This window comes from Bradyrhizobium sp. HKCCYLS1011 (assembly GCF_051167795.1).
In the GTDB taxonomy this organism is placed as follows: domain Bacteria; phylum Pseudomonadota; class Alphaproteobacteria; order Rhizobiales; family Xanthobacteraceae; genus Bradyrhizobium.
Window position 1 is genome coordinate 128,069 of sequence record NZ_JBNPTT010000013.1, and the last position, 18,117, is coordinate 146,185.

Here is an 18,117-nt window from a genome sequence, read left to right on the forward strand (position 1 = left end):
CGCGCAGCACCGGGACAATTCTCAACGCGCCAAGTCAAGGGACAGCGGAGCGAGCGTGGTCCTGAGGCAACAAGCCTATCTCGCTCTTTTCGCTGAAATAGGCGAGCAATTCCCGCGAAAGGTAGGCCGAACCTGCAGCACTGAGATGGTGGGAATCCCGATACAGGAACTGCCCATCTTTCGTCGCATAGCAAAAATGTTCATCACAAAGTTGGGGCGCCGGATCGTATACAGCAATCTTGTCCCTGTACGCGTCCAGAAGTTCGTCCTCATACAGTTTGAACTCTTGAACTCTCTTCCGGTACTCTTCGGATTCAATTCCGCATACGCTTCTTCTTTGGCCTACGAGAATTCTCGGGATACATTCGGACAGTTTGAAACCCAGTTCGGGTACATCCTTTATAACGATGACCTTCTTGTTCAGCTTCAATAGAGCATCAACAGTTGCTTTGAAAGCCTGCTCGTAGATCGTACGCCCGTCGGTGGCGTTAGAGTTGGAAAGCGCCATCCCCCACGGCTGAGCGCGGTCGCCAAGAACAATTCCCGTTACGTAAAAGATAACGTAATTCGAAATGATCACGTACTCGACGGAGTCCTTGGAGATCACGTCTCGGAATACATTCTCGGTGTGCGGAGCGCAGTTACCCTTGCCAAGACCGTTAGCCCACACGTCCAGCCCCAACAAGGATGGACACCCTGCCATGGACGCGTTCACCACCCGATCGTGAAAAACGCTTCTCAAACCCGGCTCCCACTGGCCGGCGTGACTGTCGCCGAGGATCACGATCTTTGGGGCAGCATAGAGGGCCTTATCTTCCCTCCAATCTTGAGCGGCTTCCAGCGCCAGGGCTTCGCGCGGCAAACGCTGCGGCAACCCGGTCGAGGCGGCCGCGATCCCGACGCATCCCAACAGAGCCATCGCCGTGATGAGCCCTACGACTTTCGTCAATACGCGTTTCTTGCCGTATCGTAACGGAGTTTCAACGACCCGATACGTGAGCCAAGCCGCGGGAAAGCTGATGACCACAATCACAAGCATGTAGGGCGCACTCAGATTATCACCGAACAGAATATGCGCATATGCCATCAAAGGAAAATGCCACAGATAGAGCGGATAACTGATCAGTCCCAGGAGCACAGCCAGAGGCGTTGAGAGCGCACGATGGACGACGGTTTCACTGCATCCAACCAGGGCGGCGGTGGCCAGCACGGGCAACAGTGTGAACCAACCAGGATCGCGAAAAGACGGACTGTAGATCCAAAAACTTCCGGCGATGATCAGCGCTGCGACAATCGAGATCGCGGCGCTTGTCCTCGTGTTTGGCCGCCCCAGGAAATTGCCGCCGTGCCATAGCGCGAGGGCAGATCCTACCAATAGCTCCCATGCCCGCGTGCCAGGGAGATAAAAAGCGTACTGTGGAGCCGTCTCTCCGACCAGCAGACATGCCACGAATGAGGCCAGGGCCAGCGCCAGCGCGACGTGCAAGGCGCTCAGGCGCCATCTGCAGACCAGCAGCAGTATCAACGGCCATACAACGTAATACTGCTCCTCAATCCCAAGCGACCAGAGATGCAGGAGTGGCTTCAGGTTAGCCGCAACATCGAAATAGCCGATCTGTCCGAGCAACACGAAATTCTGTGCGAACAGAGCGCCTCCGGCAATATTACTACCTAACGATTGCATCTCATGCGTCGGCAAAACGAACCAACCGATCGCAAATGTGGCGGAGACGACGAGGATCAAGGCAGGAAAAATGCGCCGAACACGGCGAACATAGAACTCTGCGACACTAAAGCGTCCCTCGGAGAGGGCGCGGTGAATGATCCCGGTGATCAGGTATCCTGAGATCACAAAGAAGATGTCGACGCCGAAAAACCCACCAGGAATAAGCGATGGGACCGCGTGGTAGACAACCACGGCAAGAACCGCGACGGCGCGCAGCCCGTCGATGTCCGTCCGATATTTGACTTCCAATGCAAGCCCCCCGTTTCGGCACGAAAATCGCATACTCTCCGTATCGACGCAACCTCTGCGTTTGCCTATTGGCACACACTTGGAAATCGAACGCGACTTGCCGGAGTTCCAGGCTCATTTCGGTCGCCCACCGGCTCCAGCGCGGCGAGACCGGCGCCCGACGTGAGCAACCAGCACCGCCCGGTAGAATTGCTCGCGACGCAAGCCGAGCCTACTCCAGTCAAGTGTTCAGGATCGAGTGCACGAGCCTCAAGCCGCTCAGCCAACGCGACCGCAAGAGCGCATCATCGCGCGGAGCTGCCGCGTCAATGCCGCAACCGCGATCCAGGATGACGCGTCTCCGCAATCCGCGACGGCCGCAACGTAGATTGATCGGCAGGAGATGCGCTCAGGATGGCATCAGGGAAGACACACCGCATCAGGGCGACTGTTGCCGCGCGACCACGCCTAGCAAAAAGCGGCTCGGAACTACCGCATGTGTTGATCGTCGCGCACCTCAAGTGGTAATGGGACATTTGTTTCGGTGAAACATCCAGACACATAATGCCACCGCTTCTCCGCCACCGTTCCGATTTTCGGAAGAATGCTTTCGAGGAAGGCACATGCTAACGCGCCCAATCTCCGAAGGCAATTTGCTGACGGAGCATAATGTTCACCAGAATTACAGACCTGATGTTGATGGACTGCGTGCGATCGCCATCCTCGGAGTCCTCGGGTATCACGCCTTCCCGGGCGAGGTTCCCGGCGGTTTCCTAGGTGTGGATGTCTTTTTCGTCATTTCCGGCTATCTGATATCGACGATTATTTTCCGGAGCCTGGAGCAGAAGAAGTTCTCATTTGCGGAGTTCTACGCTCATCGGATTCGGCGGATTTTTCCTGCCCTGATCCTCGTACTCATCGTTTCGCTTCTGGTCGCCCGAAACGTAATGCTGCCAAACGAGTTCGCCGTGTTCGGCCGCCACGCCGCTGCGGGCGCCGGATTCGTTGAAAATTTCGTTTTGTGGCGCGAGTCAAGCTATTTCGACGTTGCGACTACGTTGAAGCCGCTTATGCACCTTTGGTCACTCGCTATTGAGGAACAGTTCTACCTCGTCTTTCCGATCATCAGCTGGCTCGCATGGAGGACGCGAATCAAGTGGCCACTCCTCGTTGCGGCGATCGGTCTGATTTCTTTCTTGGTTTATGTGTTCAGCTCTCCTATCTCAGCGTTCTTCTCTCCACTTGGCCGGGCTTGGGAGCTTATGCTTGGCGCGGCCTGCGCATGCTTGGCGCCGAAAACCTTAGCTCCCAAGTCGGCTGGCCGCAGCTTTTACGGATCCAGTTTTAGTATTTTGGGGCTATTTCTGATTGGGTTGAGCTTTTTCGGATCGCTAACGACTTCGCTTTTTGCTCGTCCTGTCCTTATCAACGTGATGGCCACCCTCGGTACCGCACTACTGATACTGTCAGGCCCGGCAGTTTCGTTGAATCGCTTCCTATTATCTACCCGTCCGTTCGTCTTTGTGGGGCTGATCAGCTACCCCTTATACCTCTGGCATTGGCCGATATTTTCGTTTTGGACCATCATTGAGGGTAAGTCGATCGACCTTACTTCCCGCGTCCTAGCAGTCAGCTTAAGTCTCGCGCTTGCATGGCTCACGTTTCAGTTCGTCGAATATCCCATTCGTACGAACAAGCGCGCTAAGTTCCGATTGGCAACCGGCCTTGCAGGTTTCATGGCCTTAGCAGTCGCGCTGGGCTTAACGGCTGGGCGTTGGGGGAGGCACTACGATGCGAACATCCAAAAGATAATCGATGCTTGGGACTTCGCTGGTTACCCCGAACCTCCAGGTGCATTTCACGACCCGAAGTACAATTTCGTCTCATGGAGGGCAAATACGGAGAACAAGATCTTACTCATTGGTGATAGCCACGCAGAGCAGTATATCAACGCGATCGTCGCAAGCTTGAACAGCTCCGCAGATCGGCCCTCCCCGCAACTCATGTTCTATTCTGTAATGTCAAGATTCGGCATACCGCAGGACCTTCTCAACAAGATTGCAAATGACCAGGCAATCACACGCGTCGTGGTCAGCTATTTCTGGTCGATCAAATACGGCAGCCCGAAAATTGACTACGAGATTCGCTGTTGTGGAACCGGACTGTTTCAAACAGTCGGGACCAAGGGTGGCTCTTCGCCCTCTGAGAATGAGATGCGATCGCTCGACGCGGAGCTAGAGCAGCTTCTGACGGCTCTGCGCCGAGACGGAAGAGAAGTCGACGTCATTCTCGACAACCCCTTTGGCAGCGATTTAGCGCCACGGTCGCTGGTTCGGCGCAATATTTTGTCCGGGATTCAGATCAACGCGGGTGTCGCTCTGTCACGCGCCGAGGCGATCGAGAGGACGGAACCCTATCGTTCGCGCGTCAGGGAGATTGCGACGAGGGTCGGCGCGAGGGTGATCGATCCAATGGACTCGTTGTGCAATGATACAGGTTGTCCTGCCATCACGTCCGATGGCTTCCCTGTCCTAAAAGACTATGACCACTTGTCGCTTAGTACGCTGATCCACCACGTAGGGTATTTGAACTTCCTTCGCTAGTCCGACTCGCTCTCCCAATTGCCGACGTCCGCGAGGCCGTCCTAGATTCGTAGCGGCCGCTTGGTTTGGTTGTTGACCCGGTCTCGAAAAGCCGCGTGACCCCGAAACAGTGAGGCGCAAGCAGTCCGACCGCCTGTCTTGGCTGGATGGCTTCGACCATCACGCCTCTTGTATCCGCGCTGTCGAGACTATCAGCGCTGCTGACACTATGTTGGCCGGGTTTGGAGTGTTGCTCGATCGACACGTCGATCCAAAAACTCCAATGGCTGGCATCGGTTACCGCCGCCTCGTGTTTGATCCCGGACCAGCTGTGATGGTAAGGAGCAGAAGGTCGAGACACTTTTGGAAATGGAATGCCTTCCTTTCGCCAAAGCCGCATCGAGTCCGTCCAAATACTGCGCGCCGTTGCAGCCTTCGAGGTGACGCTGGCCCACCTGAGCGCCTCGCTCTCGATGATGGGCCTTAACCCGATTCCCGGATTCATCTTGGGCAATGCTGGCGTCGACCTTTTCTTCGTCATCTCCGGCTTCATCATGGTCTACGCGTCGGAAGGCCTATTCGGCTCGCCAGGAGCTTCCGGCAAATTCATGCTTCGACGGGTTGCGAGAATTGCTCCGCTTTATTGGGCGGCAACCGCATTCCAATGCTCGATCTACTTTTACTATGGCGGCCCGGGCCTGGAGTCGATCCAACCGGTATGGCGGAATTTGCTTGCATCGCTCTTTTTTCTCCCCATCCCGCGAGGGACAGGTCAGGTCAGCCCGATCTTGATTCCGGGATGGACGCTGAATTACGAGATGTTTTTTTATCTCATCTTTGCCTCCCTCCTTTGGCTAAAGCAGCGCCTCAATGTGGTTCTCGCCCTAAGCGCAGCTTTGATCGGCTTGGTAACGTTAAGTGAGCTCATTGGGTCATTTACGAATTCCTTTTTCTGGATTCGATACTTGGCGTCGCCCATTATCTTGGAATTCATCTTCGGGGCTTGGATAGCACTCGCCTTTCGCTCAGGCATAACCCTCCGACTCAGGTATGCAATTCCAATCGCTCTACTGGGAATCGGATTGATCTGCTGGACAGAAAGCCCTAGTCCGCGCGATCGAGTTCTCACATGGGGTATCGGCAGCGCTCTGCTCTTTGTCGCCGTCGTGCTCTGTGATTGGTCAAATCGAATTTCGCCTCGCAACGTCTTTGTCCAACTTGGCGAAGCGTCGTATTCGATGTACATCGCACATTGGCTCGTCCTTACGGAGCCGCCCGACATCCTCGTCAAAACCTTTGGTCCCGCTGACCACCGGGTCATCTACTCTATTCTCATCCTGAGCGAGGTCATCGCAGTATCGATAATTAGCCATCGTGTCGTTGAGAAGCCGCTCACATCTTTTCTGCAAAACTGCATCGACAGATTGTACAGAACGAGAGAGGCCCGAGCTTCAGCGGGCTCTGCGATGACCCTATCGATTCCAAGCAAAAGCACAAATTGAAGACGAACTTCTTCCGCCTATGGCGACGGAGGGTGATCGGCTCTCCAGACCCGTGTAGCAACGTCACATCGCAAGCAAAAATCGGTTTGCCACACGTCCCCAATAGCTCGTGGACTTCGGAGCTTGCCGTGCCCGGCGCTCTTGCCGTCAATGTCAGTTTGCGGCGACCGCGACAGCCGCTCGCAAGTTCCGGGCGACATCCAGCAGGCCTACTCAGCGCAGCGTTCCGACCACCTCGTGATCGCTCAATGCACATGCGCGTTAAGACGCCCTCCGCTCCAGCCACTCGCCCCAAACAATCGGAACTCGGCGCGGTCTATCCCAAGATTTCTCCCGAGCAGCCGTCGAGAATAACGCGTAAGTTCGCCGCTGATTCGGCCAAGCGGCGCGGATGATCTTGATGTTAATGTCTTGACAGCCCAATATCCTTGCTCGGTGGCAGTCGGCCTGGAAGCGGCGCTAGCGGGACCACACTGGCGCTGTAAAGACCGAATTAACGTCGTCGTCACAATCCTTACGCTGAGCATCGGCCGGAGCACAACGGCAATGGGTCAGGGTTCGAGCCAGGGCTCGCAGTCGAGACGTTGAGTATTGCAGGGGCGAAGATGAGCCACAAACCGGGACTGCTTGGCGCGCAGGACAACTCTCTGGACGGCGATGACGGTTTGTACGTCGTTCCATCGATGGCCGCTGCTCCGGAGAACACCCTTCCGTCGACCCCGGTCGTCATCCCTGACGAGGCGATCGAGGCCCAGGCTGCGGTCAGCGCCTCGAACTCTAGTTCGGGCGGCATCAGTTCTGTGGTGTCGGAAACATCCGGCGGCCTTACGATCAATCTCATCTTCGATGCGGCCGCCTTGGCCGCGCCCGCCAGCTTCCGAGCCGGAATCCAGCAGGCGGCGGCGCTGCTGAGCGCAGCGATTTCCGACCATATCACCCTGAACTTCAATATTGACTACAGCGGCACGGGTGGCGGAGCGGCCGCTGCACCTGACAATGGTCAATGGATGAGTTATTCGGCTGTCAAGGCCGACCTCGTGAACAATGCAAGCGCGAGCGACGCGACTTTCATCGCGTTGCCGACCGGATCGACAATCCAGGGTCAGTCCAGCGTCGCAGTCTGGAATGCCCAGCTGAAGCTCTGGGGTTTGTTGGGTGCCAATGACACCAGCACGGACGATGGCAGCGCCACCTTCGCGACCGATATCAATCCGAATTTGCTGGTCGGAGTCGCACTTCACGAACTGACGCACGCGATGGGCCGTGTGCCCTATGGACCGCAGCCGGATATTTTCGATTTTTATCGTTTTACCAGCCCGGGCGTTCGACTGTTCACGGGCGGCAGCACCGCGTCAGCGGCATACTTCTCGTTGAACGGCGGATCCACGAAGATCGCGGACTACGGCCAGTCTTCCGACGCCAGCGATTTCCTCAATAGCGGCGTGCAGGGCGCGAACGACCCGTTCAACGAATATTACACCGGCAATACCCTACAGCAGCTGACCTCGGTTGATCTCCAGCAGCTCGATGCGCTCGGGTTTCACCTGACCGCCAACACGTTCAGCACCATTGAGGCGCAGGGGTCCACCAGCCTCGTTCAGGTCGGCTATCACTACTTCCTCAACTCCGTCGCTAGCGGCAGCGGACCGGAATTGACGTACCAGGGCGCGCCGGTCACACTTGGCGAATTCGGCGCCTGGACGCCGATCGGGGCCGAAGCGGTATCCGGCGGCTACGATGTCGCCTGGAAGAACACCTCCTCCGGCCTTTACATCATCTGGAATGTCGACGGCAGCGGAAACTACGTCAAGGACATCATCAACGGCGCGTCGGCAACCAATGCCGTTTTGGAATCCTACGAGACAACCTTTCACCAGGATCTCAACGGCGACGGCACCATCGGGCTCGTAGGCAGCACGATCGAGGGACTTGGTACGACGAGCCTAATGCAGGTCGGTGTCAACTACCTACTCAATTCGAGCGCCGGCGGCACTGGTCCTGAACTGACGTACCAGGGCGCGCCGGTCACATCAGGCGAATTCGGCGCCTGGACGCCAATCGGCGCCGAAGCGGTGTCAGGCGGCTACGATGTCGCCTGGAAGAACACCTCCTCCGGCCTTTACATCATTTGGAATGTTGACGGCAGCGGAAATTACGTCAAAGACATCATCAACGGCGCGTCGGCCACCAATGGCGTTTTGGAATCCTATGAGACGATCTTTCACCAGGATCTCAACGGGGACGGCACGATCGGGCTCGTAGGCACCACGATCGAGGGACTCGGCGCGACAAGCCTCACGCAGGTCGGCGCCAACTACCTGCTCAATCCGGTTGCCGGCGGCACTGGTCCTGAACTGATGTATCAAGGCGCACCGGTCTACTCCGGCGAATTCGGCGCCTGGACACCGATCGGTGCGGAAGCGGTGTCGAGCGGCTACGATGTCGCCTGGATGAACACCTCCTCAGGCCTCTACATCATCTGGAATGTCGACAGCAGCGGCAACTACGTCAGGGACATCATCAACGGCGCGTCGTCGACCAACGCTGTCCTAGAGTCCTATGAGACGACTTTTCACCAGGATCTCAACGGCGACGGCACCATCGGGCTCGTAGGCACCACAATCGAAGGACTCGGCACGACAAGCCTGATGCAGCTCGGCGTCAACTACCTGCTCAATCCGACGGCCGGCGGCACTGGTCCGGAACTGATGTATCAAGGCACACCGGTCTACTCCGGCGAATTCGGCGCCTGGACACCGATCGGTGCGGAAGCGGTGTCGAGCGGCTACGATGTCGCCTGGAAGAACACCTCCTCAGGCCTTTACATCATCTGGAATGTCGACAGCAGCGGCAACTACGTCAAGGACATCATTAACGGCGCGCCGACAACCAACGCTGTCTTGGAGTCCTATGAGATTACCTTTCACCAGGATCTCAACGGGGACGGCACGATCGGGCTTGCGGGCACAAATATCGAGACATCGGGTGCAACTAGCCTGCTGCAGGTCGAGAGCAACTATTTTATGGTACCGGTTGGCGGCAATAGCGGCCCCGGACTGATGTATCAAGGCGCTCCCGTCTACTCCGGCGAATTCGGCGCCTGGACACCGGTCGGCGCAGAAGCTGTGTCCGGGGGCTACGATGTTGCGTGGAAGAACACCACCTCGGGCCTTTACATCATTTGGAACGTCGACGGCAGTGGCAACTACGTCAAGGACCTTCTCAATGGCGTATCGGGAACTGCCAGCGCTTTTGAAGCCTACGAAAACACCTTCCATCAGGACCTCAATGGCGACGGCACCATCGGCATTCCGTCAGGAACGGCTCCCGCAACCACGCCGGCTGCAACTCAGTCGGTGCAGACGAGCTTGGTCCCGGCTCAGGACAACTTCCACTTCTCTGACAGTGGCAACGGCGGAACACCGGTCATTGCGGCCACCATTCTCGCCACGAGCGCCGGTCCGGTCGTCCCCAGTTCCACGGTCCACGATACGTTCGTATTCGCGCCCAACTTTAGCCCCCCCAACAGCGTTGATTTTGCCCCAGTCGCTCAGTCGGTCCAGTCCGCGACGACAGGCCTCAACGCCCTGATCGCCGCAGCACACGACGATCATCCGTCGGGCGGTGCCGTCTTCGACCAGGCCCACACAAGTCCTCCGCAACCGCTCACTGTCGCGCAGCAGTTGGCCCAACTGCATGACTTCCATTTCGTTTGAGCGTGGCGGCGACGCATGACCACCGACGGAGCCGATGGACGGTCGTCCCTCCCCCATGCATAATCAGCCCATACCGCCCGCCGGAAATGACTTTCGGCGAAGTTGACCGTTCGTCATGTTAGGATCGGACTTTTGGAAGCCGCGTCATCTTGGACCACGCCTGGGTGCGGCTCGCCGGTCCCGCTGCGTCATATAGCTGCCCTTGATGGTATCCGTTTCGTCGCGGCCTTTTCCGTTATGGCCTCGCACGCGACCTATCAGATCCATCCGCCCGGCGACTGGGACAACATGACGCTGACGGTCTGGACGCTGACGCATCTGGCAAATGTCGGGATGACATTGTTCTTTGTCCTCAGCGGTTTCGTGATCCACTGGAACTATCGCCTTAGCGTGCAGCAGCCGGGCGGCCTGCGAGATTTCTTCATTGCGCGCTGGTCCAGACTTTATCCGCTCTTCCTGGTCGTCTTTGTCATCGGATTTCTCTATGAACTCGTGGCGAAGCAGAACTCTGCGCCGCTGGTGAGATCAGCCCCATTTTTCCTGACCTTCACCACCAGTTGGTGGTTCTGGCGAGTCGATGACTCCAGGTATATCTTCAACGCGATTTCCAATCCGCTGTTGGGCGTGATGTGGTCGCTCGCGACTGAAGCGTTTTTCTACGTTGTTTATCCATTCCTTGCGCCCGTTGCGAACCGGTTGAGCAAATGGGGGGCCCTGGCCGCGCTACTCGGGATCGGAGCCCTCGGCGCGATCATGGCCGTGGGATTCGTGAAATATACCGATCTGATCCTGAAGCTCGGCTTCACTTACGCGGACGTGGATCAATCGAGTGGAGCATCCTTCCTGTTCTGGCTCGGTTATCACTCACCGCTCATGCGGTTGCCATCCTTTCTCATCGGCGTCGCGGCGGCTCAGGTCGTTCTCGCGGGAGGACGACTGCCCCGGCTATGGGCCGATCTTACCTTTGCCCTCTGCGTGGCGGCGATTGCCGCGGTCGATCAGATGCGATCGCAGTTCTCAATGGTCGATACCTCGGCATGCGTGATCCTGTTTGCTGGCCTTTGTCTCGCTGCGTCAACTGAGAAGTCACGCGCGGCGCAACTCATGGGCCTGCCACTCATGGTGTGGGGCGGCCAAGCGAGCTATTCGCTGTACTTGCTGCACGATCCCGTGATCTGGGCGCTCTCGCGAGCGACGACGCGTTTGCAGTTTCCGATACCTGAGCTCTGGGTGATGGTCGGGATGGCCATGGCCATCCTGGTATCGAGAGCCTGCTACACCCGGTATGAACGACCGGCCCAACTTCTGTTCAGGTCTGTCGGACATAGGCTTCTGGGTGGCTCAGAGCGCAAATGATCCATACCTGGTCAACGACGGCGCACGACGCTCATCACCTACACCGGTGCCGATAACCCCTCGCGGAAAGCGCCGGCTTGCCGTATACGGCGCCTTCGACCCACCGCTATCGTGAGCCGAATGCACCCGCCCTACCCCGCCGCGCCGCGACGACTCCTTTATGTCGCGAACGAGGATTACGCCTTCCTGATGCACCGCCTGCCGATGGCGCGCGCCGCGCGCGATGCCGGCTATGAGGTGCATGTCGCGACCAACGTCAATGCGGGCGCCTCCGCGATCGCAGCTGAGCGCTTCATCCTGCATCCGATCCCGTTCCAGCGGGGCGGGCTGTCACCGTCGGCGGCGCTGCCGACGGTCCGGGCGATCCGCGCGGTCGAGACGGCGGTCAAACCCGATGTCGTGCACCATTCCGGCCTGCAGGCGAGCGTGCTGGGCTCGCTGGCGGCGCTCGGCAGCTCCATTCCCGTGGTCAATGCCATCACCGGATTGGGCTATGTCTTCACCTCGGCCACACTGCGTTCACGGGTGACCAAGCAGGCCATGGTGTGGTTGCTGCCCCGCCTGATGAACCGATCCTCAGGCTTCGTGTTGGTGCAGAACCCCGACGATCGCGACGCGCTGAGCGCGCTCGGAGTCCGGCCGGAAAAGATTGCGCTGATCCCCGGATCAGGCGTCGACACCGATCGCTTTCAACCCTTGCCCGAACCTGACGGACCGATCAGCTTTGGTTTTGCCGGACGCCTTCTCACCGACAAGGGCATCCGCGCCTTAGTCGCGGCGCACAGGCTGTTGCGCGCCGAAGGACATGATTTCAACCTGCTGATCGCCGGCAGTCCCGATGCTGCCAACCCGGCTTCGGTCTCGCCGGACGAAATCGAGCAGTGGCGGCGCGAAGCCGGGATCATGCTGCTCGGCCAGATCAAGGATATCACCGAGCTGTGGCAGCGCTGCCATATCGCGGTGCTGCCGTCGCACCGCGAGGGTCTGCCAGTGAGCCTGCTGGAGGCCGCCGCCTGCGGCCGCCCGCTGGTCTCGACCGACGCGCCCGGCTGCCGTGAGATTGCAATCAACGGCCAGACCGGATTGGCGGTCCCGATCGAGAGCCCGGTCGCGCTGGCCGACGCGATGAAACGGCTCGCGCAATCGCCGGACTTGCGTGCGCGATATGGCAAGGCTGCCCGGCAACTGGTCGAAGACAAGCTCTCGGCCGGGATCATCGGCCGTTCGGTGGTCGCACTCTATGACCGGCTGACAGCCGGCGCCGCCGTCCTATGATAATCGCTGCTCCCAATATCGTAACGCTGTTGCTGGCTGCCATTGCGACGGCCATCGTCTGCTCGGTCTCGATCATCGCGCTACGCCCGCTGTTACAGCGCTACGCCCTGGCGCGGCCGAATGCCCGTTCCTCCCACAAGGTGCCGACGCCGCAAGGCGCGGGGATCGCGGTGATCGGGGCCACGCTTCTGATCGGGGGCGGCTACGCGTTGGCAACCGGCGCCGCGCCGCCGGCTTTGCTGTTCGTCGCCACGCCGCTGATCGCGCTGGTCGGGCTGGTCGACGACATCAGGCCGATTCCCGTGCTGCCGCGCCTGCTCCTGCAGGCGCTCGCGGTCGGTCTGGTCGTCTACACCGCACCGGACGACCTGAGAATCCTCCCGATCCCATTGGCAATCGAGCGTACGCTGTTGCTGATCGGCGGCCTGTGGTTCGTCAACCTCGTCAATTTCATGGACGGGCTGGACCTGATGACGGTGGCGGAGGCGGTGCCGATAACGGCAGCCCTCGCAGCCATCGGCCTGTCCGGCCTGTTGCCGCTGCCGGCCACGGTCATCGCGGCGACGCTGTGCGGTGCCCTGCTCGGCTTCGCCCCGTTCAATCGGCCGGTGGCAAAGGTGTTTCTCGGCGATGTCGGCAGCCTGCCGATCGGCCTCTTGCTCGGCTGGTGCCTGCTGGAGCTCGCCTGGCGCGGCCACGTCGTGGCTGCGCTAATGCTGCCGCTCTATTATCTCGCCGACGCGACCTTGACGCTGTTGCGGCGGATGCTGCGCGGCGAGCCCTTCTGGGCGGCGCACCGCACGCATTTCTACCAGCGCGCGACCGACAACGGCTTCACCGTGACCCAGGTGGTGGGCGAGGTGTTCCTGCTCAACCTGGTGCTTGCGGGACTTTCAGGCGCATCGATCGCATACGCATCGCTGAGCGCCGGCCTGGTGCTGCTGATCATCGGCGTCGCTGCCGTCGCCCTCGTGCTCCGCCGTTTTTCGCAGCCTCGCGAGGCGCGGGCATCACGCGGCGGTTGAGCCGAACTCCGGCACGGCGTCTTTCAGAACCGCCTTGATGGTGACGGGGTCATCGCGCGTGATCGCCTGGTCCAGCGCAGCGATCCATTTCTTCAAAGCCAGCATCGGCGGCTCATTCGGCTTCGCCGCCATGATGCCGGCCACGCCGATCTCGACGGGCGGCTCTTCGCTCGCGAACAGGATCTCGTTCAGGCGCTCGCCCGGCCGGATGCCGGAGAAGACGATCTCGATGTCGTAGCCGGGCTGCAGACCGGAAAGGCGGATCATGCGCTCGGCGAGCTCGACGATTCTGACAGGCTGGCCCATGTTGAGCACATAGACCGAGACGCCCGGCCGCTCGGGCGCCAGCGCGTGCGAGGCTGCGGTGATGACGAGGTCGCACGCCTCGCGGATGGTCATGAAATAGCGAACCATGTCCGGATGCGTGACCGTGACCGGACCGCCCGCCTCGATCTGCGCCTTGAACTTCGGCACCACCGAGCCATTCGAGGCCAGCACATTGCCGAAGCGAACCGAAATCAGCCGCATCGGTGGCCGCCCTCCCGGCCGCCCAGCCAATTCGCGGTCCAGCGCCTGGCAATACATTTCGGCAAAGCGCTTGGTCAGGCCGAGCATCGAGACCGGCTCAATCGCCTTGTCGGTCGAGATCATCACCATGGCCTCGGCGCCGGCTGCCACGGCGGCGTCAGCGACATTGATCGAGCCGAAGATGTTGGTCTTGACGCCTTCACTCCAATCGCGCTCGAGGATCGGCACGTGCTTCAGCGCTGCCGCATGGAACACCAGATCGGGCTGGAATTCGGAGATCAGCCGGAAGACCCGCTCGCGGTCGCGGATATCGGCAATACGGCCTTCCACGGCTGCGCCGCCCTCGTTCGCCGCCACGAGCGTCTCGGTAATCGCATAGAGCGCAGGCTCAGAGTTTTCCAGGATCAAGAGCCGCGCTGCGCCGAAGGTCACGACGCGATGGCAGACTTCCGCGCCGATCGAGCCGCCGCCGCCGGTGACGACGACCGCCTTGCCCTTCACCAGCGCTTCCAGCCGCCCGTAATCGATCTTCTCGCTCGGCCGCAACAACAGGTCCTCGACCGCCACCGGCGCGAGCCGCGGCGCCTCGCCGCTTTCGAGTGACGGCAGGCGGCTCACGATCAGCCCGAGCCGACGCGCCCGCATCAGAAACGTTTCGGGGTGGAGCTCCGGCTCGAAGGCCGACGGCGTCATCAGGGCGCGCGCGATCGGCTTTCCTCGTCGCGCGAAATCGGCCGCGACATCCTCGACGTCGTCGATCCCGCCCAACACCGGAACGTTGCGGATGATCTGTCCGCGATCAGAGATCGACGGCGACAGGATGCCGATCGGCCACACCCGCTTCACCGCCCCGCTCTCGATGCCTCGCAACACCACTTCCGCATCAGCCGTGCGCCCGATCAGAAGCGATGGTGCAGCATCCTCCGTCTTGGCGTGATGGCGCACCCGCGTGTAGCGGAAATAGCGGTAGGCGAAGCGGAGCGCGCTGAGTGCAAAGATCTCCAGGAACCAGAACAGGATGATGGTGAGCTTGCCGAAGAAGAATGTGCCGCGCACATTCGGTGCGACGATGATGTAGTCGAGCGCGAGGAGCGCTATCGTCAGCACGGTCGCCACACGGACGATGTTGAGCGCGTCGGGCAGCGAGATGAACCGCCATTTGGTGGTCATCAGGTTCGACAGATAGAAGACGACGAAGCTGAAGGCGATGAAATAAGGCAGGACCTGCAGCAGCAGCGGAACCCGGTCCCAGAATGCGCTGGCGCCCTCGAAGCGAATGTAGAATGCCGCGAACAGCGCCGCGACGCTGACCAGGATGTCGTGGGCCGCAATCAGCACATTGCGATACGTCAGATGGGAGAGACGTGTCATGCAACGATCGACCCGTGAACCAAACCGAGCTTCATGACGCGGCGCTCTCCGGGAATGACGCCCGCTGCAGGCGCGCCTTCAGCACCATGCCACCCGCCACGCCCACACCCATGACATACATCCATCCCTCGTGAAAATCGAAGATGTGCGAGTTGAACAAGGAGGTGAAGATGTTCTGCACCACGACCAGGAGACCGATCCAGGGGACAAGCCCGTCGCCGCGAAACAACAACAGATGCGACAGCCACATGGCATACAGGATGATGATCCCGAGCGCGCCCCACTGCACGGCGACGTAGAGGGTCTGGTTGTGCGGATTGCCGACCACCTGTCCCGAGGACAGATCGGAGCGCCCGCTGGCGGCAAGCTCGAACAGATGGCGCGTCGCTCCCGTGCCATGACCAGTCAGCGGTGCCTCCGCTAAGAAATGCAGCGACTTACGCCAAAACTCCAGCCGCTCGCCGATCGACGTGACGGCACGATCTTCCTTGTAGGCCTGATATTGGTCTGTGAAAGTCGCGACCTTCTGCCGGAGCTGCGGTGAAACCGTCCAGGCGGTTGCGCCGAGTGCAAGCGCCGCCAGCAGGATCACGAGGTTGGCGCGCCACCTCAGATGGATGAGGCCAAACACCGCGAGCATGATCGGTATCGTCACCAGCGCCGTACGCGAGGTGACCACGAACACCATGTTGGCGAGGAAGGCCAGCATGAGCACAAGCATCAGCAAGGCGAGCGGCCAGCGTCTCTCTCCCGCAAAACGCGCCATCGGATAGGCCAGCGCCACGGCGCAGAGCGAGAATTCTTGGCTTTGGTCGATATAGTTCTTCACGAAGATACCGTGATCCGCATTTGGCTTCAGCGCCAGCGCTGGATCGAAAGCGACCGCTGTTGACGCCACCACCATCAGCACGCAGGAGCCCAAGAACGCGACAAAGACCCAGACGCCCCGCTGCGACCGTTCGAAATGATAGAACAGCGGCGGCAGCACCAGCAGCTTGGCCGCAGGACCTACGGCATAGAGCCGTGCACCCCAGGCTGCGTCCGACCAGAGCGTACCGAGCAGAGCGAGCGCGAACAAGGCAACGGGTGCGATCGAGATCGGCCGCCGCAACATGCGCAGAAACGCCGCGAGATCGAGATGCGGTAGCATCGTGATCAGCAGGACAACACCGAGGATCGAGACCAGCGACGTCGACCAGGGCAGCGCAGCCGCGAGCAGGATCGCGACCACGTCGACCGTGGTCCGCCAGGCCGCAGGGTCGCGCCAGCGTCGCAACGGCAGCACGACCGGGGACTCGCCAGTGAGCGCCGTCATCACGTGTTTCCCCGAGCGCGATCGACCAGGGCCGTGGTCGAAAACCCCTTGAGGATATCGATCAGGATCACCTGGCCGCCTGCAGCCTCGACGATCTCGTACCCAACCACCTGCTCGCGGGTGTAGTCGCCGCCCTTGACCAGCACGCTCGGCTTCACCAGCTCGATCAGGCGGATCGGCGTGTCCTCGCCGAAGATCGCGACGATGTCGACCGCCTCAAGCGCCGCGAGCACTTCAGCGCGCGCGCGCTCGTCCTGCACCGGGCGGTTCTCGCCCTTCAGCCGCTTCACCGATGCATCGCTGTTGAGACCGACGACAAGACGGTCGCAGGCGGCGCGCGCCGCGGTCAGCACTTTCACATGGCCAGGATGCAGAATATCGAAACAGCCGTTGGTGAAGCCGACACGCAGCCCCTGCTCCCGCCAATCCGCAACCCGCGCCGCCAGGTCGCTATCGCCGCGAACGATCTTTTCCTCGGCCGCGAGATAGGCGGGCGGCAGGATCTTGTGTCGCAGTTCGGCTGCCGTGACGCTGGCCGTGCCCTGCTTGCTGACGGCAACCGCCGCAGCGGCGCTCGCCATGCGCAGGGCGTCCTCCCAGTCAGCGCCGGCCGCCAACGTCGCGGCCAGCACGGCCACGACGGTATCACCGGCGCCGGAGACGTCGCGGACCTTCACGGGATAAGCGGGCACGTGGACAGGCGCGCCCTCGCGCGGCACCAGGGTCATGCCGCGCTCGCTCTGGGTCACCAGGATCGCCTCGGAATCGGCGAGCTGAATCGCATCCTGCGCGGCAAAGGCGATCTCCTGCTCGGTGTCGGCACGGCTGCGCGTGGCTTCGGAAAATTCCTTGCGGTTCGGCGTCAGCAGGGTGGCGCCGCGATAGATCGCGAAATTCGCACTTTTGGGATCGACGACGACGCGCTTGCCGGCCTTGCGCGCGGCATCGATGGCGTGCCGGATCACGCGCGCCGTCAGCACGCCCTTGGCATAGTCCGAGAGCAGCACGATGTCGGCACGATTGATCAGCGGCAGAATCGTATCGATCAGTTTCTGTTCGACCTCGGCTGCGGCGGGCGCCGCGCGCTCCCAGTCGGCGCGCAACATGTGGGTCGAGTAATGTTCGGACACGAAGCGCACCTTGCGCGTCGTCGGCCGCGCCGGATCGGTCACCAGCGCGCTCTCGATGCCGGCTTCCCGCGCCAGCTCTGCCCTCAACTGCTGGCCCGCCGCGTCATCGCCGACGAGGCCAACGAAGATACAGCGCGCGCCGAGCGCGGCAATGTTGCGGGCGACGTTGCCGGCGCCCCCGATATTGGTCTCGCTGCGCTGGACCGCGATCACCGGGGCCGGTGCCTCCGGCGAGATCCGTGACACCTCGCCATAAACGAATTCGTCCAGCATGAGATCGCCGACACAGAGCACAGTCTGGCGGGCGGTCGCTTGCGACAGGGCATCGAAATCGAACATCGCGGGGGGTCTCTGGATCGAAAA

General features: G+C 60.5%; 10 protein-coding genes. 6 read left to right on the plus strand and 4 right to left on the minus strand.

Going from position 1 to position 18,117, the window contains the following annotated elements; genetic code table 11:
• Positions 1 to 34 precede the first annotated feature (34 nt).
• Positions 35 to 1,975 (minus strand): acyltransferase family protein, encoded by a 1,941-nt coding sequence (locus ACQR1W_RS34620; protein ID WP_434854965.1) that lies wholly within the window; start codon positions 1,973 to 1,975, stop codon positions 35 to 37.
• Positions 1,976 to 2,577: 602 nt separating this feature from the next.
• On the opposite strand from ACQR1W_RS34620, the gene ACQR1W_RS34625 reads away from it, so the two are divergent.
• From ACQR1W_RS34625 to ACQR1W_RS34650, 6 genes are all read left to right on the plus strand, one after another.
• A complete protein-coding gene (locus ACQR1W_RS34625) occupies positions 2,578 to 4,557 on the plus strand; it encodes an acyltransferase family protein (protein WP_434854966.1) in 1,980 nt (659 codons plus the stop codon).
• Positions 4,558 to 4,910: 353 nt separating this feature from the next.
• Positions 4,911 to 6,038, plus strand: coding sequence for an acyltransferase family protein (locus tag ACQR1W_RS34630; RefSeq protein WP_434854967.1), 1,128 nt, complete (start codon positions 4,911 to 4,913; stop codon positions 6,036 to 6,038).
• 605 nt (positions 6,039 to 6,643) lie between these two features.
• Positions 6,644 to 9,754 carry an NF038122 family metalloprotease gene (locus ACQR1W_RS34635; protein WP_434854968.1) on the plus strand — a complete coding sequence of 1,037 codons (3,111 nt, stop codon included), beginning with the start codon at positions 6,644 to 6,646 and terminating at the stop codon, positions 9,752 to 9,754.
• Between the two features lie 132 nt (positions 9,755 to 9,886).
• Positions 9,887 to 11,110 (plus strand): acyltransferase family protein, encoded by a 1,224-nt coding sequence (locus ACQR1W_RS34640; protein WP_434854969.1) that lies wholly within the window; start codon positions 9,887 to 9,889, stop codon positions 11,108 to 11,110.
• Between the two features lie 120 nt (positions 11,111 to 11,230).
• A complete protein-coding gene (locus ACQR1W_RS34645) occupies positions 11,231 to 12,385 on the plus strand; it encodes a glycosyltransferase family 4 protein (RefSeq protein WP_434854970.1) in 1,155 nt (384 codons plus the stop codon).
• A complete protein-coding gene (locus ACQR1W_RS34650; RefSeq protein ID WP_434854971.1) occupies positions 12,382 to 13,410 on the plus strand; it encodes an MraY family glycosyltransferase in 1,029 nt (342 codons plus the stop codon). The genes ACQR1W_RS34645 and ACQR1W_RS34650 overlap by 4 nt, the downstream gene beginning before the upstream one ends.
• Here ACQR1W_RS34650 and ACQR1W_RS34655 read toward each other — a convergent pair.
• From ACQR1W_RS34655 to rfaE1, 3 genes are read right to left on the minus strand one after another with little or no spacing between them, the layout of a single operon-like run.
• Positions 13,396 to 15,309 (minus strand): SDR family NAD(P)-dependent oxidoreductase, encoded by a 1,914-nt coding sequence (locus ACQR1W_RS34655; RefSeq protein WP_434854972.1) that lies wholly within the window; start codon positions 15,307 to 15,309, stop codon positions 13,396 to 13,398. The two genes, ACQR1W_RS34650 and ACQR1W_RS34655, sit on opposite strands and share 15 nt — an antisense overlap.
• 31 nt (positions 15,310 to 15,340) lie before the next feature.
• Positions 15,341 to 16,624 carry an O-antigen ligase family protein gene (locus ACQR1W_RS34660; RefSeq protein WP_434854973.1) on the minus strand — a complete coding sequence of 428 codons (1,284 nt, stop codon included), beginning with the start codon at positions 16,622 to 16,624 and terminating at the stop codon, positions 15,341 to 15,343.
• Complete coding sequence (gene rfaE1, locus ACQR1W_RS34665; RefSeq protein WP_434854974.1) at positions 16,624 to 18,093, minus strand: D-glycero-beta-D-manno-heptose-7-phosphate kinase; 1,470 nt, start codon at positions 18,091 to 18,093, stop codon at positions 16,624 to 16,626. Before rfaE1 ends, ACQR1W_RS34660 begins: the two co-directional genes overlap by 1 nt.
• Positions 18,094 to 18,117 lie beyond the last annotated feature (24 nt).